Consider the following 20,490-nt stretch of genomic DNA (forward strand, 5'->3'; position numbering starts at 1 on the left):
CCCCGAGGGGGCGGGGGAGGGTTCCGGGCGGTCCGCGCGGACCCGCCCCCCGCGTTCCTGCGGATGCGGAATCCCTCCGGAGGCGTGAACCTGCACTGAGGAGGTTCACGATGCGTTCCACAACCCTCACGTTCTGTGCCGCCGCGGTGGTCGCGGCGACCCTGGTGCCGGCCTCCGCCGCACTGGCCGAATCCGACTCCGGGTCCGCCCAGGAGAAAGGCCGCACCTCCGTGACAGTGACCCCGGCCTCCGTCGGGCCGGGCGGTGAGATGGATCTGCGGCTGGAGGGCTGCGAGGGCCGTGAGGCCACGGGCGAGTCCGAGGTCTTCGTCTCCGAGGCGCGCTTCTCGCCCGCCGCGGACGGGGGCCTCTTCGCCGAGGCCCGGATCAGCTCGGACGCCTCCCCGGGCGAGTACGGCATCCGGATCACCTGCAAGGACGGCAAAGGCGCCGAGGACGGCAAGGACGGCAAGGGCGCCGGCACGGTCACCGTCATCGACCGGGGGCGGGCCACCCCGCTCGCCCCGGTCGCCGCGGGCGGCGGCGGCACCGCCCTGTTCGCCGACCAGGAGGCCGAGCAGCAGGGCCCCGGCACCGTCCACGCGGTGATCGGGCTGGCCCTGGCCGCCGTCGCGGCCGTCGCCGTCGCGTTCCGCAGCGCGCGCCGCCGCCGTCCGGCGTCGGACTGACATGTCCGCCCCGGACAGCACCGCGGGCCACGGCAGGCTGCTCGCCGGAGTGGTCTGGGCCGTCCTGCTGCTCGGCCTGTGGTTCTGGGGCCGCGGCATCACCGACGGCTCCGGCGCCGGCTCCGCCCCGACCACCGGGGACATCGCCGCGGTGGGGCGCCCCCTCGGCGTACCGATGCCCCCGCCGCACGAACCGATCGAGGGTGCGGCGCCGGAGCGGATCGAGATCCCGTCGATCGGCGTCGAGGCACCCGTGATCGCCCGTGGCCTGGACAAGGACGGGGCGGTCGAGCCGCCCTCGTTCGAAGCGGCCCAGAGCGTCGCCTGGTACGAAGGCGGCGCCGAGCCCGGCGCGAAGGGCCCCGCCCTCATGGTCGGACATGTCGACACCGAGACCAGACAGGCCGTCTTCTACGGGCTGAGCGCGGCCCGCCCCGGCGCCAAGGTCGAGATCACCCGCGCCGACGGGACCGTTGCCGAGTTCACCGTCGACGACGTCCAGGTCTTCACCCGGGCGCGCTTCGACGCCGACAAGGCGTACGGCCCGCGCAAGGCGGGCCGGGCGGAGCTCCGCCTGATCACCTGCGGCGGCACCTTCGACCGGGCGACGCAGTCGTACGACGCGAATGTCGTCGTCTCGGCCTACCTGACCGGTGAGAAGTCCACGGGCGACCGCTCATGAAGCCGAACCCCCTTGGCTCGCAAAGATTCTGACGGAGCGTCAGCAATCGCTCACTCCTGGCGTTCGGGAGATACGGACAGAAGCCCCGTGTCAGGATGGAACGGATGCGGCAGCGCACCGACGCCCGCACCGAGGGGGAGCGGATGCACGGCAGTCACGACGGCCGACGGGGAGCGCGGACGGGCCCGGTCCGGGCGGGTGCGGGAGCGGTGGCCGCGGCAGCGGCCGTCCTACTGCTCGCGGGTTGCTTCTCCGACCCCGACCCCGGCCGCGACCCCGGCCCGTCTCCCGCTCGCGGCGCCACCGGCCGGAGCCCCGGGGGCGGTGACCGGTACTGGGTCGACCCGGACGGGAACGCGGCCAGGCAGGTCGCCGCGTACACCCGGGACGGCGACCGGCGCGGTGCCGCCCTGATCGAGCGGATCGCCCGGCGGCCGGTCGGCGAGTGGATCGGCCCGGACACCCCCGAGGCCGAGGCGCGGGGCCTCACCGAGGCGGCCGGGAAGGCGGGCCGGGAGGCACTGCTGGTCCTCTACAACATCCCGCACCGCGACTGCGGACAGTTCTCCAGGGGCGGCGCCGCCGACGGCAACGCGTACCGGGCCTGGCTGGAGGGTGTCGCCCGGGGCATCGGCGACCGGCGCGCCACGGTCGTCCTGGAGCCCGACGCGCTGCTGCACATGGTCGACGGGTGCACACCGCGGAAGTTCCACGAGGAGCGGTACGACCTGCTGAAGGGTGCGGTGGAGCGGCTCGGGCGGCAGCCCGGTGTCCGTGTCTACGTGGACGCGGGCAACGCCGGCTGGCACACCCCCGACGCGCTGTTCCGGCCGCTGCGCCGCGCGGGCATCGGGGCGGCCGACGGATTCGCCGTCAACGTCTCCAACTTCCAGACCACACGGGCCAGTACGGAGTTCGGCAAGCGGCTCTCGGCGAAGGTCGGCGGCAAGCCGTTCGTCATCGACACCAGCCGCAACGGCAACGGCCCCTACCGGGGCGGCGCCCCCGGGGACAGTTGGTGCAACCCGCCCGGCCGGGCGCTGGGCGAGGCGCCGACCACCGACACGGGCGACGGACTGGTCGACGCCTACCTCTGGATCAAGCGGCCCGGCGAGTCCGACGGAGACTGCAGGGGCGGCCCGAAGGCGGGCGCATGGTGGCCCGAGTACGCGCTGGGCCCGGCGAGCCGGCTGTAGTGCTCGTAGTCGTAACGCGGCAGCGCCTCCTTCGGCGGCCGGCGTCGTTTCCCGGGTATCGGCTGTGCCGGTATCCGGGGCAGGGTGGTCCGGGACAGGTCGTTGTTCTGCCGGGCGCCTGTCGGCGTCGACGTCATGGGTCATCCCCTGCACGCATGGTCGGTGCGTGAATGGTCGGTGGTCTCGGCCGCGGCGATTCCCCGTCGGTCGCCGCGGCCGACATCATGGGCGGGCGGCCATCCGCTCGGACACGGAACGCCGCCCTTCCGGCCTGTCTCTGCTGCCCCCCTCGACACCAGTCCCCGAGCGGGCCCCCACCCCGCGTTGCAGTCCCCAACTGCACGGCTCATCGGCCTGGTTGGGGCCGATGACCCCTAGACAGGTTGTCCGACCCCGGCCTCGACCGCAAGGGTGAAACGAGTGGGTTACCAGTCATATGTGCGATTTGGGGCCCCCTTGTGGCGGGGGCGTGCGGGGGCGTATGAGAGCGGGCTTCGCGCCGCTGAGTGACCGGATGGTGACGCTGTGACAGCTGCGCGAAGACTGTGCGGCGCCTGTGCGGGTAGTGGTTGAAGGTGGCGCTGTGGGCGGCGTCGCGGAGTGGAGGTCCGGCGCGAGGCTTCGGCGCGGGGGCCTCGGTGTGAGGGCTTAGGTGCGAGGGGTTCGACGTGAGGGGTTCGCGAACGAGCAAAGCCCCCTCACGCGTGGTGAGGGGGCTTTGACCCTGCGTGCGCCGCCAGGGACTCGAACCCCGGACCCGCTGATTAAGAGTCAGCTGCTCTAACCAACTGAGCTAGCGGCGCCTGCTGACCTGGAGAACTCTACCCGAAGCCGGGGGGTGCTCCTGACCATTTACCGTCCATCGCGGCCTGTCGGATGGTCGTTTTTTCCGTTCTGTCCGTCAAAATGCGATATGTCAGGAGAGTTGAGAGACTGGCGCCCGTGCAGACGCGCCCAAAGATCTTGACGAGTGCGGAGGGGAATCGCATGACTGTGCCGGCTTTCGAGGAGTACGTGCCCGCCATCGACTGCACCTGTGCGGGGTGCGCCGCACAGCGGCGGACCGCCGCCAGTGCCCTGCCCATGCGGTACGGAGGCCATCCGGCCGCACACGGCGCCCGCCGCGCCCTGGTGCTGGCCACCGCGGCCGGAGTGGTGCTGGGCAGCGGCGTCACCGAGACGGCGACCGCCGCGAGCACGACGGGTGCGACGGGCGACCGGACGGCGGAGGCGACCGGAGCCGCCCCGGCCGACGTGGACGGGGACAGCCCGCAGGGCGGACCCGGGCCGCTGCAGGGCGCCGGCGCCGCCGGCCCGCCCTCGTCCACGACCACCACGCCCAAGCTGCGCAGGAGCAGCCGGGCCGACATCATCAACCGCGCGAAGAAGTGGGTGTCCGCGCAGGTTCCGTACAGCATGACCAAGTACTGGGGGGACGGTTACCGGCAGGACTGCTCCGGCTTCGTCTCGATGGCCTGGAACCTGCCCGGCAACGAGTGGACCGGCAGCCTCGCCGAGTTCGGCAAGAAGATCGCGTGGGAGGAGCTCCAGCCCGGCGACATCCTGCTCTTCCACAATCCGGCCGACCCCTCGAAGGGTTCCCACGTCACGATCTTCGGCGGCTGGACCGACTACACGCACACCCATTACACGGCGTACGAGCAGACGAAGCCGCACACCCGCAAGAAGACGACGCCCATGGCGTACTGGACCAACTCCGGCAACTACGTCGCCTACCGCTACAAGGGCCTCATCAGCGGAAGTGCCGGCAGCGGTTCGACGGTGAAGGCGTTCCCGGGCGCCGCGAGGTTCGGCCCCGGCGCCAGCAACACCTACGTCACCCAGCTCGGCAGGATGCTCGTGGAGCGGGGCGGCAAGCGCTTCTACCGGGTCGGCCCCGGTCCGGGCTGGGGCGATGCCGACCGGCGGGCCACCCGGGCGTTCCAGAAGGCCCAGGGCTGGAAGGGCAAGGAGGCGGACGGCATCCCCGGCCCCGCCACCTGGCGGCTCCTGGCGAACGGAACCGGCCACGACATCCCCGGCACCGGAAGCGGCGGCGGGGGCGGAAGCGGAACGGGAGCCGGCCACGGCTACTCGAAACCGGGTTCGAAGTTCCCCGGGCGGGGCTATTTCCGGCCCGGTCGGTCCAGCAGCCATGTCGACAGGCTCGGCAAGCAGTTGGTGAAGAAGGGCTTCGGCAAGCACTACACCTCGGGGCCGGGGCCCCGGTGGACCGAGGCGGACCGGCGGAACGTCGAGGCCTTCCAGCGGGCTCAGGGCTGGCGGGGCGGAGCGGCCGACGGCTACCCCGGTCCGGAGACCTGGCGGCGACTCTTCGGGTGACACGACGGACATGACGGAGGCGGGTATGCGATCCACGGTGTCGGACAGCTCCGGAACGCCGGAGAACGGCAGGCGGCGGGAGGAGGAGCGGGGGCCGGTGAGGGCGATGGGCCCGGACGAGCCCGCCGGGGCGACCGTTCCGGGGCCGGCCGCGGGGGCCGGTGAGGGGCCGGACACGGGGCCGGATCCGGGGCCGCGTCCCGGGCCGGACTCCGTGGTCGACCTCGTGCTGGACCTGGTCCCGGGCGAGGACCGGGACCCGGGGCTCGGTGCGACATCGGCCTCGGTGTCGGTGTCGCTCCCGGCGGTGGGATCCGTACCCGCGCCGGGGGTGGGCGTCGACGCGCCTCCCCGGCGCCGCACGGCCCCCGACACCGTCTTCGACTCGCTCCCCGTCTCCGGGGGCGACGGGGCCGAACAGTCCGGCGACCCGCTGTGGGGGGCCGGGCGGCACCACGCGGTCATCGCCGACGAGCGGACCGCGTCCGTCCCGGTGCATCTGCTCTTCCGCGAGGACACCGAGCGCGCCGACACGACAGCGTTCCGCGCCGACGCGACCGCGTTCCGCGCCGATGCGACCGCGCTCCCCGTCGGTGTGCTGCGCCGGGAAGCCGGTGGCGACCGGCCGCAGCCGGGGGTGCGGCGCCCGCCGGTGCCCAGGGGGCCCCAGGTGAGGCCCTCGACCCGGCCGGCACCGGTGGCCGATCCACGGCTCGCCGAGCGGCCGGGCCCCGCCCTCCCCGGCCGGATCGCGCTGCTCGTCGCACTGGCCGGGACCGCCGGCGGCGGCGCCGTGCTCTGGCGGATCGGCGCGCTGCCCGCCGCCGTCCTCACCCGGTTCCGGATCGGCTCGCACCCGTACGACGGGATCGGCCTCGGCGCCTGGGCGGCGCTCGCCGCGCTGGCGTCGGTGGTGCTCTTCGCGCTCGGCGGCCTGAGCCGCGGACGGGTGGGGCACGCCTGGGTGCTGACGCTGTTCGGCGAGTACCGGGGGAGCGTGCGGCGGACCGGGCTGATGTGGATCAGCCCCCTGCTGCTGCGCCGCCGGGTCGACGTACGCCTGCGGCACTGGCGCAGCGAACCGCTCCCCGCCGTGGACGCCAACGGTACGGCGCTGCGCGTCGTCGTCCTCGTGGTGTGGCGGATCAAGGACACCGTGCGGGCGGCGCTCGGGGTCGCCGACCACGAGGCGTATCTGCGCGAGCAGGTCGAGGCGGCGATGGCCCGGGTCCTCTCGCAGCTGCCCGCCGACGCCTTCCACGAGGACACGCACACCCTGCGCAACGCCGAGGCGGTCGGCGACGCGCTGACCCGGATGCTGAAGGCGGACTGCGAGCCGGTCGGCATCGAGGTGTACTCGGCCCAGCCGACCGGGATCGAGTACGCGCCGGAGGTCGCCGCGGCGATGCAGCGCCGCCGGATCGCGGCCATCGACGCCAAGCACCGGGACAGCGTCCTGACTTCGGTGGTCGACGCGGTCGACGACACGGTCAACCGGCTGACCGCGCGGGGCCTCGTGGAACTGGACGACTACGAACGGAAGTCCCTGGTCAAGGACTTGACGGTGGCCTTCTACACCGGACGCAGCGGCGGGGAGGGCGCCTGAGGGCCCAGGGGGAGGCCGCGCGGCCAAGCGGAATCCAACTCTCATTGGTCTGGACATGTTCATATCCCGTCAATAATCTAAGTCTTGGTCTAGACCGCAGAACACGCGCGCAGCACGGCTCATGGAACCTCCCCCACGTTCTTGAGGAGCGACAGCAATGCGTAAAAGGGCAAGCGCGGCCGTGGTCGGCCTGGCCATCGCGGGCGTCTCGATGTTCGCGACCAGCAGTGCCGGCAGCCACGGCTACACCGACAACCCCATCAGCCGCCAGAAGCTCTGTGCCAACGGCACGGTGACGGGCTGCGGCAACATCCAGTGGGAGCCGCAGAGCGTCGAGGGCCCGAAGGGCTTCCCGGCGGCGGGTCCGGCCGACGGCAAGATCTGTTCCGGCGGCCATGGCGAGTTCGCGCAGCTGGACGACCCGCGCGGCGGCAACTGGCCCGCCACCCAGGTCGCCGCCGGCCAGGGCTTCAGCTTCCGCTGGCAGTTCACCGCGCGCCATGCCACGACGGACTTCCGCTACTACATCACCAAGGACGGCTGGGACCCCACCAAGCCACTCACCAGGGCCGACCTGGAATCGCAGCCCTTCATGACGGTGCCGTACGGCGGCAAGCAGCCCCCGGCGACCCTGACCCAGCAGGGCACCATCCCCACCCAGAAGAGCGGGAAGCACATCATCCTGAGCGTCTGGAACATCGCTGACACGGCGAACGCCTTCTACGCCTGCTCCGATGTTCAGTTCTGACATGTAGTCAGTTATCGTGCGGCGCCATGAGGAGCGCAGGCACCGTTGCGGAGCTCGTACAGCGCCAATGGGGCGACCACCGGCCCGGACTGAGACACCGGGACACCGTTCTCAGCCATCACCAGGTCGCCTCCGGCGCTGCCGCACGGGCCGCGCTCCTGGCGGATCTGCTGTCGGCGGGCGGCGAACCGCACATCGGGGTGCTGCTGGACAACACCCCTGAATTTCCACTCTGGTTGAGCGCGGCGGCCCTGGCCGGGGCCGCCGTGGCCGGGATCAACCCGACCCGGCGCGGCGCCGAACTGGCCCGCGACATCCTGCACACCGACTGCCAGGTCCTGGTCACCGAACGCGCCCACCTGCCACTGCTCGACGGCCTCGACCTTCCGGGCGTCCGGATGCTGGTGACCGACACCGACGCGTACGCCGGACTCCTCGCCCCGTACGCCGGAGCCGAACCGGCCGACACGGCCCGCACCGGCATCGGGCCCGCGACCCGGATGCTGCTCTACTTCACCTCCGGCTCGACCGGCGCGCCCAAGGCGGCGATCTGCTCCCAGGGTCGGCTGGCGGCGGCCGGGCAGTCGCTCGTCGACCACTTCGGCATCCGGCGCGAGGACGTCCACTACATCTGCATGCCGATGTTCCACGGCAATGCGGTGATCGCCGACTGGGCGCCCGCCCTGTCCGCCGGGGCCGCCGTCGCGCTGCGCCGCCGCTTCTCGGCCTCCGGATTCCTCGACGACGTACGGGCGCACGGGGCGACGTACTTCACCTATGTCGGCCGTGCCGTGCAGTACCTGCTGGCCACCCCCGAGCGCCCGGACGACCGGGAGCACGCGCTGCGGCTCGGCTTCGGCACCGAGGCCGGCGCGGTGGACGCGGCCCGGTTCCAGGAGCGGTTCGGGGTGCGGCTGGTCGAGGGCTACGGCTCCTCCGAGGGCGGCGCGGCGATCCAGCGGACCCCGGACACCCCGGAGCGGGCGATCGGGAAGGCGTCGGCCCGCGACGATCTCGCGGTCGTGGACCCGGAGACCGGCCAGGAGCGGCCCGCCGCCGTCTTCGACGGGGCGGGCCGGCTGACCAACGGGGCCGAGGCGATCGGTGAACTGGTCAACCGGGGGCGCACGCCCTTCGAGGGCTACTGGCGCAACGAGGAGGCGGAGTCCCGGCGGGTGCGCGGCGGCTGGTACTGGACCGGGGACCTCTTCTTCCGGGATGCCGACGGCTTCCTCTACTTCGCGGGCCGCACCGACGACCGGCTGCGGGTGGACAGCGAGAACCTGGCCGCCTCGATGATCGAGAACATCCTGGCCCGCTGGGAGGACGCGGCCGCCGTGGCGGTGTACGCGGTGCCGGACCCGGTCGCCGGGGACCAGGTGATGGCGGCGCTCGCCCTGCGGGAGGGGGCCGCCTTCGACCCGTCCGCCTTCGCCGCGTTCCTCGCCGCACAGCCGGACCTGGGCACGAAGATGGCCCCCCGCTTCGTACGGATCGTCCCGGTGATGCCCGTGACGGCGACGAACAAGGTGCACCGCGTGCGGTTGCGCCGGGAGGGGTTCTGGTCCGTGGGACCCGTGTGGTGGAACGGGGCCGGCGCCGGGTACGAGCCGTTCGGCGACGGGCGGCTGAGCGCTGTGCTGCGTGAGTACGAGGCACACGGACGCGCCGAGCTCTGTCCTCGGCCGCCGGAGGGACCGGACGCGCCGGACGGGCCCGGGGTGCGGGCCCGTCCGGCGACGGGGGACAGCCCTTAGTTCGCCAAGGCCGGTTCCTGCTGCGCCGCGGGGGCCGCGTCCCTCCGCCGCCGCAGCAGTACCGCGGCCAGCACCGCCCCCGCCAGCAACAGCGCCGCTCCCGCGACCGAGGCGTACTGCATGCTGTGCACGAAGGCCCCCCGCCCGACCCGGATCAGTGAACCGTCACCCGTGGCCACCGCACCCGCGAGGGTCTTGCGGGCGGCCTCCGGGGCGGAGTCCGGCATGTCCGCGGTGTAGATCGCGGTGGCCACCGCGCCCAGCAGGGCCATTCCCATCGCACCGCCGAACTCCTGGCCGGTCTCCAGCAGCGAGGCCGCCGAACTGGCCTTCGCCGGCGGGGCCGTGGACAGCGCCAGGTCCGACACGAGCGCCATCACGGTGACGATGCCGCAGCTCATCACGGCGCAGCCGCCGAGCAGCAGCCACAGCGAGTCCGTACCGGTCAGGGCGAGAAGGGCGAAGCCTGCGGCGGCGATGACGAAGCCCGCGCAGATCACCCGGGCGCGGTCGGTCCGCTGGGCGATCGCCGTGGCCGTCGGGGCCGCGGCGCCCACCGCCAGGGACGGTGCCAGGGACCACAGCGCGGCCTCCATCGTGCTCATGCCGAGCACCGACTGGAGGTACTGCGTGGTGAAGAACGAGGAGCCCATCATGGCGAACGCGGCCAGCGCGTTCAGCCCGATCCCGGTGGCGAAGCCGCGGTGGCGGAACAGTTCCCGGCTGATCATCGCGTCGGAGCGGCCGCGCTGGCGGCGGACGAAGAGCAGACCGACGACCAGCCCCGCGCCGATGATCAGCGCGTTTCGCACATCGAGCCCATGGGCGGCGCTCTCCTTGACGCCGTAGACGACCGGCAGCACGAACCCCATCGACAGCGGCACGCTCAGGAAGTCGAACCGTCCGGGGGCCGGGTCCTTGAACTCCGGGACCAGCACCGGCACCAGAACCAGCAGCAGCACCATGGCCGGCACATTGATCAGGAAGACCGAGCCCCACCAGAAGTGCTCCAGCATGACCCCGCTGAGCACCGAGCCGAGCGCGACGCCGCCCGCCATGGCGCCCGACCAGATCCCCACGGCCCGGCCGCGCTGCCGCTCGTCGCGGAACATGTTCCGCACGAGCCCCATGGTCGAGGGCATCAGCGTCGCCCCGCCGACCCCGAGCAGGGCGCGGGCCGCGATCAGCATCTCGGGGCTGTCGGCGTACGCGGCGGCGACGGACGCGGCACTGAACGCGAACGCGCCCAGGAGCAGCAGCTTGCGACGGCCGATCCGGTCGCCGAGCGAGCCCATCGTGATGAGCAGGCCGGCCAGGGCGAAGGCGTACACGTCGAAGATCCAGAGCTGCTGGGTGGCGCTGGGGGCGAGGTCCCGGTCGATGGACGGGATCGCGAAGAAGAGGACGGAGATGTCCATCGAGACGAGGAGGAGGGGCAGCAGAAGGACCACGAAGGCGGTCCATTCCCGGCGGCCGGCGAGGTGGCCGCGCTCGGCGGTGGTGCGCGTGGCGTTCGTCATGCCAGGAAATGTACGAGCGTGTAAAACAGTTGTCTAGTACGAACGTGTAAAACGTTCGTACATCTCGATGGGCAGCAAAAAACGCACTGGGCGGTTCACGTGTGTACGTGAACCGCCCAGTGCGTTGTCTGTGCGCCGCCAGGGACTCGAACCCCGGACCCGCTGATTAAGAGTCAGCTGCTCTAACCAACTGAGCTAGCGGCGCTTGCTGACTCGAAAATAATACCTGCTCCGGAGGGGTGCTGATGACACCCCACCCGGAGCCCCCGCCGGGCGGCGCTAGAGCGCCATCGACAGGAGCACCGGAGCCGCCCGCCGGTTCAGCGTGTCCGCCGCCGAGCGCAGGCGGTGCGCGTCCTCGATCGGCAGCGACAGCGCCAGACAGCCCGCCGACGACCCGGCCGTCAGCGGCACCGCCGCGCACACCGTGCCGACCGCGTACTCCTGGATGTCGAGTACCGGGACCGTCGCCGGCTGGCTGTCCAGCTTGGAGAAGAGCACCTTCTCGTTGGTGATCGTCCGCGAGGTGAGCCGAGGTGTCCTGTGGCGCGAGATGTGGTCCCGGCGCCCGTTCTGGTCGAGCTGGGCCAGCAGGCATTTGCCGACCGCCGAGGCGTGCGCCGCCGACCGGAAGTCCACCCACTCGTGGACCGCGGGGGTGAGCGGGCCGTCGGCGTACTGCGTGACCCGGATCTCGCCGTCGACGTACCGGCTGATGTAGACCGCGGCGCCGACCGAGTCGCGCAGCTGCGCCAGCATCCGCTGGAGCCTGGACTCCAGGGCCTGTCTGCGGGCCGGGCCGGAACCGAGGAGCAGGAGCGAGGCGCCGATGACGTACGCGCCGTCGGTGACCTGCTCCACGTAACCCTCGCGGCGCAGCGTCAGCAGCAGGGAGGTGAGGTGGCCGGTGGGCAGTCCCGTCTCGCGGGAGATCTGGGCGTCCGTCACACCGTTGCCGTGCTTGGAGACCGTTTCGAGAACACGAAGGGCGTACTGCACCGAATGGAACGGTGCGGTCGGTTCGGGCTTCAATGCCACGGTTTCCCCCTACCAGGTTGTGACCGCAAGCTCTGACCTCACGATAGCCGCCAGGACCCCGTTCCGGGGCGGCTGTCGGTGACTGGACGGAGCGCCCCGCCCCGGTGAGCTGGGGCGCATCCGTCTGGCATATGCCAGAGTCATTGCCTTTCGGCAAAGGGTGAGGTCACAGAACCGCGTCGAGGAACTCGCGCGTACGTTCGTGCTCTGGGTCGGTGAAGATTTTTTCCGGCGGACCGGATTCGATCACCCGCCCGGAGTCGAACATCAGTACCGTCTCCGAGACGTCCCGGGCGAAATTCATCTCATGGGTCACGCAGAGCATGGTGATGTCGGTGTTCCTGGCGATGTCGCCCAGCAGCTCCAGCACCCCGGCCACCAGCTCCGGGTCGAGCGCCGACGTCACCTCGTCCAGCAGCAGGATCTCCGGCTCCATGGCCAGGGCGCGGGCGATGGCGACCCGCTGCTGCTGACCACCGGAGAGCTGGGAGGGGTGGGCGTCGATCTTCGCGGAGAGCCCGACCAGGTCCAGCAGCTCCCGGGCCCGGGTCTCCGCCTCCTCGCGGTCCTTGCCGAGCACGTTGACCGGCGCCTCGGTGATGTTCTGCAGCACCTTCATGTTGGGGAAGAGATTGAACTGCTGGAAGACCATGCCGATCTTCTTCCGGGCCTCGCGCAGATGCTTCTCGGGCGCCGGCTTCAGCGCTCCGCCGGGCGTCCTGATGTGGGACAGCGGGCTGCCGTCCACCCAGATGACGCCGTCGCTGACCTTCTCCAGCGTCATCAGCAGCCGCAGGATGGTGGTCTTGCCCGAGCCGCTGGGCCCGATCAGGGTGATGTGCTCGCCGCGCCGCACCGAGAAGTTCAGCCGGTCGAGGACGACATGGTCGCCGTACCGTTTCACGACGTCGTCGAAGCGGACCAGCGGAGGGCCGGTCTCCGGCGCGCCGGCCGGTGCGGCGGCCGGCGCGGCGTCCGCCGGGGCCGCCGGGGCCGCGCCCGTCGTCTTGCGCAGGGGGAGGGGTTCAGTGGCCAAGGCGCTTCTCCAGCTTTCTCATCAGCAGCGAGGTGGGGTAGCTCGCGACCAGGAAGACCAGGCCGGCGAGCGTGAAAGCCTCGGTGTAGGCGAAGTGGTCGGCGCCGTACTTACGGGCCTCGAAGACCATTTCCTGCACCGTGATCACGGCGAGGAACGGGGTCTCCTTGAACATCGAGATCGCGTAGTTGCCGAGCGCGGGCAGCACATTGCGCACCGCCTGCGGCAGGACCACGGCCTGCCAGGTCCGCCGGGGGCCGAGCGAGAGCGCCCGGCAGGCCTCCCACTGGCCCTTGGGCACCCCGTCGATCCCGGCGCGGTACACCTCGGAGGTGTACGCGGCGTAGTGGATGCCCAGCACCACGATGCCGATCGTCAGCGGCTCCACCGACGTGAACAGGGCCGCCGCGCCGACGAGTTGGACAAGCAGCGGGGTGGACCGGACGAACTCCGTCACGGCCCGCACCGGCACCGTCACGAACCTGCTCGGGGCCCGGCCGGCGACCGCGACGGCCAGCCCCAGGACCGCGGCGACGAGCGTGCCGAGCACCGTCGCGAGCAGCGTGACCCGGAAGCCTTCGAGCAGCAGGGGCAGGGCGTCCCCGGCCGCGTTCCAGTCGAAGCCGTTGTTCACCGGGCACCTCCCGGGACGGCGGTGACGGCCTCGGCGGCGCTGCGGCTGCGCAGCAGCGAACCCGCGCCGGTGGGCAGCCCGAGCCGCCGCTTGGCGCCCCGCTCCAGCAGGTTCATCAGCAGGGTCAGGGCGTACGCCAGCACGAAGTAGACGGCCAGCAGGGTCACGTACGCGGTGAGCGTCTCACCGGTACGGTCGCGCAGCTGCTGGACCACGGTCATCAGGTCGGCCGCGGAGATCAGCCACAGCAGCGGGGTGCACTTCAGCAGCTGGATCAGCAGATTGGTGAAGGACGGGATCATCTGCACCCAGGCCTGCGGAAGGATCACCTTCCGCATCCGGTGCAGCGGCGACATGTTCAGCGCGACGGCGGCCTCGTACTGGCCGCGCGGCACGGAGCCGATCGCCCCGCGCACCACTTCGGCGCCGTACGCGCCGTAGTTGAGGCCGAAGGCGACGACGCCGCAGACCAGCGGGTCCAGTTGGTACCCCGTCAGCGTCGGCATCGCGTAGTAGAGCCAGAACAGCTGGATGTAGAGCGAGGTGCCGCGGAAGAACTCCACGACCACGCGCGAGGTGCCGCGCAGCACCAGCAGCCGGCTGATCGACATCAGACCGAGGACGAACGACAGCAGGAGCGCGGCCAGCGAGCCCAGGACGGTGGCTTCGAGGGTCACCCACAACCCCGAGCGCACCTGCGGGAGTTCGTCGAAGAAGGCGGAGAAGAAATCACTCATGCGCCGCGGTCCGTCCCCGTCGGCCCTTGCGCACCCGGCCCCCGCACGGTCAGCCCTTGCACAGATCGGCCGTCTTCAGCGTGGCCGGCGGGAGCTCGGTGGCGGAGAAGCCGTACTCCTGGAGCAGTGACACATAGCGCGACCGGTCCGAGACGATCTTCTTCAGCTCGCGGTTGAAGGCGTCCCGCAGGTCCTCGTTGCCCTTGCGGAAGACGGCGCCGCCGGGGCTGTACTGCTTGGTGCCGTCGAGCTCCGGCACGAAGGGCTCGGTGACCTCGGTCTCCGGGTTGGTCTTCGCCAGCCAGCGCAGCGAGATGCCGGTGAGCAGGAACGCGTCGATCCGGCCGCCCTTGACCGCGTCGGCGCCGTCCTGCGGCTTCTGCAGCGTCTTGATCCGGTCCCCGGCGATGCCGGCGCCCTCGGCGTACGTGCCCTCCACGGCGCCCGACATCACGCCGACGGTGATCCCGGCGGCCTTCGCGGACGCCAGGTCGGTGACCTTCCTCGGGTTGCCCTTCTTCACCATCAGCGCGGTCGGCGAGATGAACTCGGGCTCGGAGAACAGGGCGTTGGCGCAGCGCTCGGGCGTGATCGCCATTCCGGCGCTGACCACGTCGTACTTGCCCGCCTGGAGCCCGGGGATCAGGCCGTCCCACTCGGAGAGCGTGGGCTTGAGCTCGTCGACGCCGAGCGCCTTGAAGATCTCCCGGTGCAGGGTGGGTGCCTCGCCCTTGAGCTCCTTGCCCTCCAGATAGCCGTACGGGGCCTCGTTGGCGTACGCCACCCGGACGAAGCCCTGCTTGCGGAGCTTTTCGAGCGCTCCCGCACCGTCCGCGGAACCGGCGTCGGTCTTGCTGCACGCGGCGAGCAGACCGGGGACGACGAGCAGGCCGCCCACGGCCGCCGATCGGTTCAGAAAGCCCCGGCGGGACAGGTTCGGGAAGTCAGCCATGGTTCGCAATCTCCTGGAGGGATCGAACAGTCCGGACAGGGGTGGCGCCTGCCCGATCCCGGACGTCTATGCAGGAAGCGAGGGCATGCAACCGAAAAGTGGCCGGAGTGTGACCTTCCCGTGTCCGGGGTGGTCGGTACCGGTCCGCTCCGGACGGCCCGTACGGTTCACTCGCCCGGCTCCCGCACGGGGACGTAACCGCGCCGCTTGTCCACCACGTTCGGCAGGGGCTGCCCGGCCGTCCAGAGCTCGTACATCGCCACGAACTGCTCGCCCAGCCGGTCCCGCCAGCCCGCCGTGTCGCCGCTCATGTGCGGCGACACGATCAGATCCGGTACGTCCCACAGCGGGCTCCCCGGCTCCAGGGGCTCCCGCTCGAACACGTCGAGCGCCGCTCCCGCGATCCAGCGCCTGCGCAGCGCCTCGGCCAGATCGTCCTCGACGACCAGCGGTCCGCGCCCCACGTTGATGAAGCGGGCCGACGGCTGCATCAGCCCGAAGAACCGGGCGTCGAACATGGCGCGGGTCGACTCGGTCAGCGGAGCCGCGCAGATCACCCAGTCGGCCAGGGCGGTCAGCCGGTCCAGGTCCTCGGTGCCGTGGATGGTGCGCCGCGCCGTGCGCCCCACGAGCGCCACCTGGACCCCCAGCGCGATCAGCAGCCTGGTGATCTCCCGCCCGATCGGGCCCGCGCCGACGACCACCGCGCGGCTGCCCGCGAGCCGGGTGCTCTCGCGGTGGCGCCACTGCCGCCGCCGCTGGAGCTCCAGCGTGCCGGGGAGGTCCTTGGCGAACGCCAGCACCAGGCCGGTCACGTACTCCGCGACGGGCCGCTCGAAGATGCCCCGGGCGTTGGTCACCACCGTGTCGGAGGCCGCCAGCTCCGGGCAGAGCAGCCGGTCCACGCCCGCGCTCGCGGTGTGCACCCAGGCCGGACGCGGTCCCCCGCCCGGCCAGGCGGCCCGTACCGCGTCGGAGGCGAAGTCCCACACCAGCAGCACATCGGCCTCGGGGAGCCGGGCGGCGAGTCCGGCCTCGTCCGTGTACCGGATCCGGGCCCGGCCGGTCAGCCGGCCGAGACGCGGCGACGGGTCGGTGTCCAGGACGAGCAGGGTGGGCTCGGACATGAGAGGCGGTCGCTCCGCTGCGTCTGGGGAGGTGCGCTCCCGACCGGGAGGTGCGGTCCCGCCCGGGAGGCGGGTGCGACCACGCTCGCACCCGCCTCCGCCCCCGTCAACAGGTCGGAGCAGAGGTCGCGACATATGGGGGAATACTTGGAGAAAGTGGGATGAAAGTTCGCGAGCGGTGAGGCTGGACAGGAACAGGAAGGGCGGACATGACGACCGTCGGATTTCTCTACCCGGGCCACTTCGCGGAGGACGACTTCCCGCGGATGGAGATCCTGCTCGACGCCGTCCGGCTGGTGGTGAACCGCACCGAGGTCGACGAGGACGCCTACCGGATCGACGCGCTGATCCGGACCGGCTCGCCCGAGCACCTGGCCGCCGGGGTGGAGGAGCTGCGACGCGCCGGGGTCGAGGCCGTCGTCTGGGCGAGCGGCGCCGGCAGCTTCCTGTACGGCTGGGAGGGCGCCCATGAACAGACGGCCGCCCTGGCGCGGGCGGCCGGCGTGCCCGCCTCCAGCACCTCGTTCGGCTTCGCCCACGCGATACGGGAGCTGGGCGCCGACCGGGTCGCCGTCGCCTCCACCTACCCCGAGGGCATCACCGCCCTGTTCGCCGACTTCCTGCACGCCGCGGGCATCGACGGGGCCGTCACCACCCACGCCGCCCCGCTCGGATCGGCCGCCGAGGCCGCCGCCTGGGGCCTGGACCAGGTGAAGGAGCTCGCCGCCGCCGCCGACCGGCCGGAGGCCGACGCGGTCCTGCTGCCCGACACCGCGCTGCACACCGCCGGGCACGAGGCGGAGCTGGAGGAGCTCCTCGGCAAGCCGGTCCTCACCGGGAACCAGGTCGCGGTCCGCGAAGGGCTCCGCCTGGCCGGCCGTCGCGCGTGGTCCCCGAGGCTGGGCCGTATCTTCGCGGCCCGGGAGGCGCCCCCGGCCCCGGTGTCCGTCTGGGGCGAGGGCCGGGAGCGAGCACACAGCGGGCGGCGGGCAGGGCCCCGAGACGTACGGGAATAGCCCGGAGACGTACGGGAACAGCCCCGAGCACGTGAGGGAACAGCCCCGAGCACGTAAGGGAATAACCGGAGACAACCTCCCGTTATGTGCTTCCGGACATACGGGCCGGACGCACGAGCCGGACGTGGGCGCATCACCGGAGAGGCCAGGGCGTGGACGAGATTCGAGGCGACGAGATCCGTGGCAAGGCGGAGGGAACGGCCACCGTTCCGCTCTCCGTGCTGGACCTGGTGACCGTGGGGCAGGGCCGCACCGCCACCCAGGCGCTGCGCACGAGCGTGGACATCGCACAGCTCGCCGAGCGCCGCGGGTTCCACCGCTACTGGGTCGCCGAACACCACTCCATGCCCGGCGTCGCCTCCTCCTCGCCCGCCGTGATCCTGGCCCACCTCGCCGCGCACACCGGGCGCATCAGGCTCGGCTCCGGCGGCGTGATGCTGCCCAACCACGCACCGCTCGTCATCGCGGAACAGTTCGGCACCCTGGAGGCCATGGCCCCCGGCCGCATCGACCTCGGCCTCGGCCGCGCCCCCGGCACCGACGGTGCGACGGCGGCCGCCCTGCGCCGCACCGACCGGCTGAACGAGGGCGCGGACGACTTCCCGCAGCAGCTCGCCGAGCTGACCCGGTTCCTGGACGACGACTTCCCCGACGGCCACCCCTACGCCCGTATCCACGCGGTCCCCGGCCCCGTCCAGGCCACGGCCGAGGGCGGGGTCCAGTCACCGGCCCGCCCGCCGGTCTGGCTGCTCGGCTCCTCCGGCTTCAGCGCCCGGCTGGCCGGGGTGCTCGGCCTGCCCTTCGCCTTCGCCCACCACTTCTCGGCCCAGAACACGATCCCGGCGCTCGACCTGTACCGGGAGTCGTTCCGGCCGTCCGCGGTGCTCGACGCCCCGTACGCCCTGATCGGCGTCTCGGCCCTGGCCGCCGACGACGAACGCGAGGCCCGCCGCCAGGTGCTCTCCGGCGCCCTGTCCATGGTCCGGCTGCGCACCGGCCGCCCCGGTCTGGTCCCGACGCCCGAGGAGGCGGAGGCGTACGCCTTCAGTCCGATGGAGCGCGAGTTCGTCGACGGCTGGCTCACCAACATCGTCCACGGCACTTCGGACGAGGTCCGTACCGGCCTCGACGACCTGGCCAAGCGCACCGGCGCCGACGAACTCATGATCACCGCCAACGCCCACGGCGGCGAGGCCAGGCTGCGCAGCTACGAGCTGATCGCGGACGCGTACGGCCTGCCCACGCTCACGGCCTGACCGCGTTCCCGCCCTGACCGCGTTCCCGCCCGATCAGCCCTGCATCGGGCGGGTGCCGATCAGCTCGCCGATCCGTTCCGGGGCCACCGCGCGGGAGTACAGCCAGCCCTGCCCGGTGTCGCAGCCGATCCTGCGCAGCCGTTCCGCCTGGCCGGCCGTCTCCACGCACTCCGCGGTGACGGTCAGGCCCAGCCGGTGCGCCAGCTGCACCATCGCCTCGACGATCGTCTCGTCGGCCGGGGACGGGTGGGCGCCGTCGTCGTAGCGGAAGCCGCGCACGAAGGAGCCGTCCAGCTTCAGCACCGAGACCGGCAGCCGGCTCAGATAGGCGAGGTTGGAGTAGCCGGTACCGAAGTCGTCGATGGCGATCCGTACGCCCATCTCGCTGAGCGATTGGAGCGCCTGGATCGGCTGTCCCGCCGAGCCCATCACCGCGGACTCGGTCAGCTCCAGCTGGAGCAGCGAGGGATCGAGGCCGGTCTCGGCGAGGATCTCCGCGACATCGGTGACCAGGTCGGAGTCCCAGACCTGGCGTACGGCGACGTTGACGCTGATGAACAGCGGCGGATCGGCGGGGTGCTCCAGCTGCCAGCGCCGGGCCTGGCGGCAGGCGGACTGGAGCACCCACCGGCCGAGCTGGACGATCGAGCCGTCCTCCTCGGCGATCGCGACGAACCGATTCGGCGACAGCATGCCGAACTGGGGATGGTTCCAGCGGACCAGGGCCTCCACCCCGCGCACGATTCCGTCGGCCATGCCGACCAGCGGCTGGTACTCGATGGTGAACTCGCCCCGCTCCACGGCGGGCCGCAGCGTCGACGAGAGCGTCTGCCGGGTCATCCGGTGGGCGTTGCGCTCCGGGTCGAAGACCGTCCAGCGGGCCTTGCCGTCGGCCTTCGCCCAGTACAGCGTGGTGTCGGCGGCCTGCATCAGGCCGGTGGCGGAGGTGCCGGCCACGGGCCGCTCCACCACCCCGATCGAGGCGGACACGGAGAGCCGGTGCCCGGCCAGGTCGAAGGGCTGCTGGAGCGCGGCGAGGACCGAGCGGGCCAGATCGGTGAGCTGCTGCGTGCCGGACGAGTTCTCGACCAGGATCGCGAACTCGTCGCCGCCCAGCCGCGCCACGAGATGGGCGCCGTCACGGTGCGGGCCGTCCTGGGCGGCGCAGTCGGTGAGCCGCCCGGCGACGGCGGCGAGCAGCCGGTCGCCGATCCGGTGGCCCATCGTGTCGTTGACGGCCTTGAAGCCGTCCAGGTCCAGGTAACAGAGCCCGACCCGGCCGCGGTCGAAGGAGCCGTCGTCGTACGGCGGGGTCTCCAGGACGGCCGAGAGCCGTTCGAAGAAGAGCGTCCGGTTGGGCAGCCGGGTCACCGGGTCGTGCATCTGGAGGTGGCGCAGTCGTTTCTGCAGCTCGCGCCGGTCGCTGATGTCCGAGACGGAGAGCAGCACCCGGCCGGGCCCGGCGCCCTCGCCCGCACCGGCCTCCCGCTCGGGCATCGGTACGACGGTGACCTCGGCCCACAGCGCGCGCCCGTCCGGATGCTTGAGCCGGTGGGTGCAGCGGAACCGTGAGCGCCGCCCGTGCAGCACCTCGCGGTACGCGTGCCAGGTGCGGCCGTCCGCCGCGAGGTCGAGCAGATCGGCGGCGGACTGGTTGGTCAGTGTCGCGGCGCAGCGGCCGAGGAGGCCGCCGAGGGCCTCGTTGGCGGTGACGACCAGGCCCTCGTGATCGACGACGGCCATCGGCAGCGTGGCGGCCAGGAACGCGGCCCGATAGCCGTGCGGCTCGGATCCGTCGGCCCCGGCGGGAGGCCACGGAGCGTGACGTTCCGTGATCGACGGGCCTGCGGAATACCGGGGTGTGCCCGCCGTGGGCCCGCGCCCTTCGGAGGTTCCGCTCACCGTTCGCTCCCGCCGTGCAGTTCTGTCCTGAACAGGTGTGGCCGGACTGGCCCGCCGCGCGGAGCGCCTGGGTCGGAGGCGGAAACCACGCGGGAAAGCCTGGTGAAGCATAGAGGCTGGTACGTCGGCCGTTCCAGCGTCCGACCCTTCCACGCCCCGAGAGCGCCCCGCATGGGCCATTCACGTGCGGATCCGATTTGCCCGTAACGGATCACTTCTGAGCGATTGAGTTCCCCTGCTATGCCTCGGTG

The 20,490-nt window shown here is 72.0% G+C and carries 17 protein-coding genes and 2 tRNA genes; 9 read left to right on the forward strand and 10 right to left on the reverse strand.

The window, feature by feature from the left end:
- Positions 1 to 110 precede the first annotated feature (110 nt).
- From ACFYY1_RS00825 to ACFYY1_RS00835, 3 genes are all read left to right on the forward strand, one after another.
- Complete coding sequence (locus ACFYY1_RS00825) at positions 111 to 689, forward strand: hypothetical protein (RefSeq protein ID WP_388579031.1); 579 nt, start codon at positions 111 to 113, stop codon at positions 687 to 689.
- Position 690: 1 nt separating this feature from the next.
- Positions 691 to 1,371, forward strand: coding sequence for a class F sortase (locus ACFYY1_RS00830; protein WP_388579034.1), 681 nt, complete (start codon positions 691 to 693; stop codon positions 1,369 to 1,371).
- A 143-nt stretch (positions 1,372 to 1,514) separates the two neighbouring features.
- Positions 1,515 to 2,567, forward strand: a complete 1,053-nt coding sequence (locus ACFYY1_RS00835) for a glycoside hydrolase family 6 protein (RefSeq protein WP_388581405.1) — start codon at positions 1,515 to 1,517, stop codon at positions 2,565 to 2,567.
- Positions 2,568 to 3,296: 729 nt separating this feature from the next.
- On the opposite strand, the gene ACFYY1_RS00840 is transcribed toward ACFYY1_RS00835, so the two are convergent.
- Positions 3,297 to 3,370: transfer RNA gene (locus ACFYY1_RS00840), tRNA-Lys, on the reverse strand.
- Positions 3,371 to 3,554: 184 nt separating this feature from the next.
- Here ACFYY1_RS00840 and ACFYY1_RS00845 point away from each other — a divergent pair.
- The 4 genes from ACFYY1_RS00845 to ACFYY1_RS00860 all read left to right on the forward strand — a co-directional run bounded on the left by ACFYY1_RS00845 (position 3,555) and on the right by ACFYY1_RS00860 (position 9,021).
- Positions 3,555 to 4,910: a peptidoglycan-binding protein gene (locus ACFYY1_RS00845; RefSeq protein ID WP_388579037.1), complete on the forward strand. Its 1,356-nt coding sequence runs from the start codon at positions 3,555 to 3,557 to the stop codon at positions 4,908 to 4,910.
- A 25-nt stretch (positions 4,911 to 4,935) separates the two neighbouring features.
- Positions 4,936 to 6,516, forward strand: a complete 1,581-nt coding sequence (locus ACFYY1_RS00850) for an SPFH domain-containing protein (RefSeq protein ID WP_388579039.1) — start codon at positions 4,936 to 4,938, stop codon at positions 6,514 to 6,516.
- Between the two features lie 157 nt (positions 6,517 to 6,673).
- A complete protein-coding gene (locus ACFYY1_RS00855) occupies positions 6,674 to 7,264 on the forward strand; it encodes a lytic polysaccharide monooxygenase (protein WP_388579041.1) in 591 nt (196 codons plus the stop codon).
- Positions 7,265 to 7,290: 26 nt separating this feature from the next.
- Positions 7,291 to 9,021, forward strand: a complete 1,731-nt coding sequence (locus tag ACFYY1_RS00860; protein ID WP_388579044.1) for an AMP-binding protein — start codon at positions 7,291 to 7,293, stop codon at positions 9,019 to 9,021.
- Here ACFYY1_RS00860 and ACFYY1_RS00865 read toward each other — a convergent pair.
- The 8 genes from ACFYY1_RS00865 to ACFYY1_RS00900 all read right to left on the reverse strand — a co-directional run bounded on the left by ACFYY1_RS00865 (position 9,018) and on the right by ACFYY1_RS00900 (position 16,065).
- Complete coding sequence (locus ACFYY1_RS00865) at positions 9,018 to 10,541, reverse strand: MFS transporter (protein ID WP_388579047.1); 1,524 nt, start codon at positions 10,539 to 10,541, stop codon at positions 9,018 to 9,020. The genes ACFYY1_RS00860 and ACFYY1_RS00865 overlap by 4 nt on opposite strands.
- 131 nt (positions 10,542 to 10,672) lie before the next feature.
- A tRNA-Lys gene (locus tag ACFYY1_RS00870) sits at positions 10,673 to 10,746 on the reverse strand.
- Between the two features lie 74 nt (positions 10,747 to 10,820).
- Positions 10,821 to 11,579 carry an IclR family transcriptional regulator gene (locus tag ACFYY1_RS00875; protein WP_388579050.1) on the reverse strand — a complete coding sequence of 253 codons (759 nt, stop codon included), beginning with the start codon at positions 11,577 to 11,579 and terminating at the stop codon, positions 10,821 to 10,823.
- Positions 11,580 to 11,745: 166 nt separating this feature from the next.
- A complete protein-coding gene (gene ehuA, locus ACFYY1_RS00880; RefSeq protein ID WP_388579053.1) occupies positions 11,746 to 12,615 on the reverse strand; it encodes an ectoine/hydroxyectoine ABC transporter ATP-binding protein EhuA in 870 nt (289 codons plus the stop codon).
- A complete protein-coding gene (gene ehuD, locus ACFYY1_RS00885) occupies positions 12,605 to 13,249 on the reverse strand; it encodes an ectoine/hydroxyectoine ABC transporter permease subunit EhuD (RefSeq protein WP_388579056.1) in 645 nt (214 codons plus the stop codon). Before ehuD ends, ehuA begins: the two co-directional genes overlap by 11 nt.
- Positions 13,246 to 13,986, reverse strand: coding sequence for an ectoine/hydroxyectoine ABC transporter permease subunit EhuC (gene ehuC, locus ACFYY1_RS00890; RefSeq protein WP_388579058.1), 741 nt, complete (start codon positions 13,984 to 13,986; stop codon positions 13,246 to 13,248). Before ehuC ends, ehuD begins: the two co-directional genes overlap by 4 nt.
- 49 nt (positions 13,987 to 14,035) lie before the next feature.
- Positions 14,036 to 14,938 (reverse strand): ectoine/hydroxyectoine ABC transporter substrate-binding protein EhuB, encoded by a 903-nt coding sequence (gene ehuB, locus ACFYY1_RS00895; protein ID WP_388579061.1) that lies wholly within the window; start codon positions 14,936 to 14,938, stop codon positions 14,036 to 14,038.
- Between the two features lie 167 nt (positions 14,939 to 15,105).
- Positions 15,106 to 16,065 (reverse strand): D-2-hydroxyacid dehydrogenase, encoded by a 960-nt coding sequence (locus ACFYY1_RS00900; RefSeq protein WP_388579064.1) that lies wholly within the window; start codon positions 16,063 to 16,065, stop codon positions 15,106 to 15,108.
- A gap of 209 nt (positions 16,066 to 16,274) precedes the next feature.
- Between ACFYY1_RS00900 and ACFYY1_RS00905 the strand changes: the two genes are divergently transcribed.
- Together ACFYY1_RS00905 and ACFYY1_RS00910 are read left to right on the forward strand one after the other, a co-directional pair.
- Positions 16,275 to 17,081, forward strand: a complete 807-nt coding sequence (locus ACFYY1_RS00905; protein ID WP_388579065.1) for a decarboxylase — start codon at positions 16,275 to 16,277, stop codon at positions 17,079 to 17,081.
- Between the two features lie 152 nt (positions 17,082 to 17,233).
- The gene (locus ACFYY1_RS00910; RefSeq protein WP_388579068.1) at positions 17,234 to 18,337 is read left to right on the forward strand and encodes an LLM class flavin-dependent oxidoreductase; all 1,104 of its coding nucleotides are present in this window, start codon (positions 17,234 to 17,236) and stop codon (positions 18,335 to 18,337) included.
- A 33-nt stretch (positions 18,338 to 18,370) separates the two neighbouring features.
- Here the strand turns inward: ACFYY1_RS00910 and ACFYY1_RS00915 are convergent, their stop codons facing one another.
- On the reverse strand, positions 18,371 to 20,239 hold the full coding sequence (locus tag ACFYY1_RS00915) for a putative bifunctional diguanylate cyclase/phosphodiesterase (RefSeq protein WP_388579071.1): 1,869 nt from the start codon (positions 20,237 to 20,239) through the stop codon (positions 18,371 to 18,373).
- Between the last annotated feature and the right edge of the window lie 251 nt (positions 20,240 to 20,490).

Origin of the sequence: Streptomyces sp. NPDC001890 (assembly GCF_042891445.1) — a bacterium.
GTDB lineage: Bacteria > Actinomycetota > Actinomycetes > Streptomycetales > Streptomycetaceae > Streptomyces.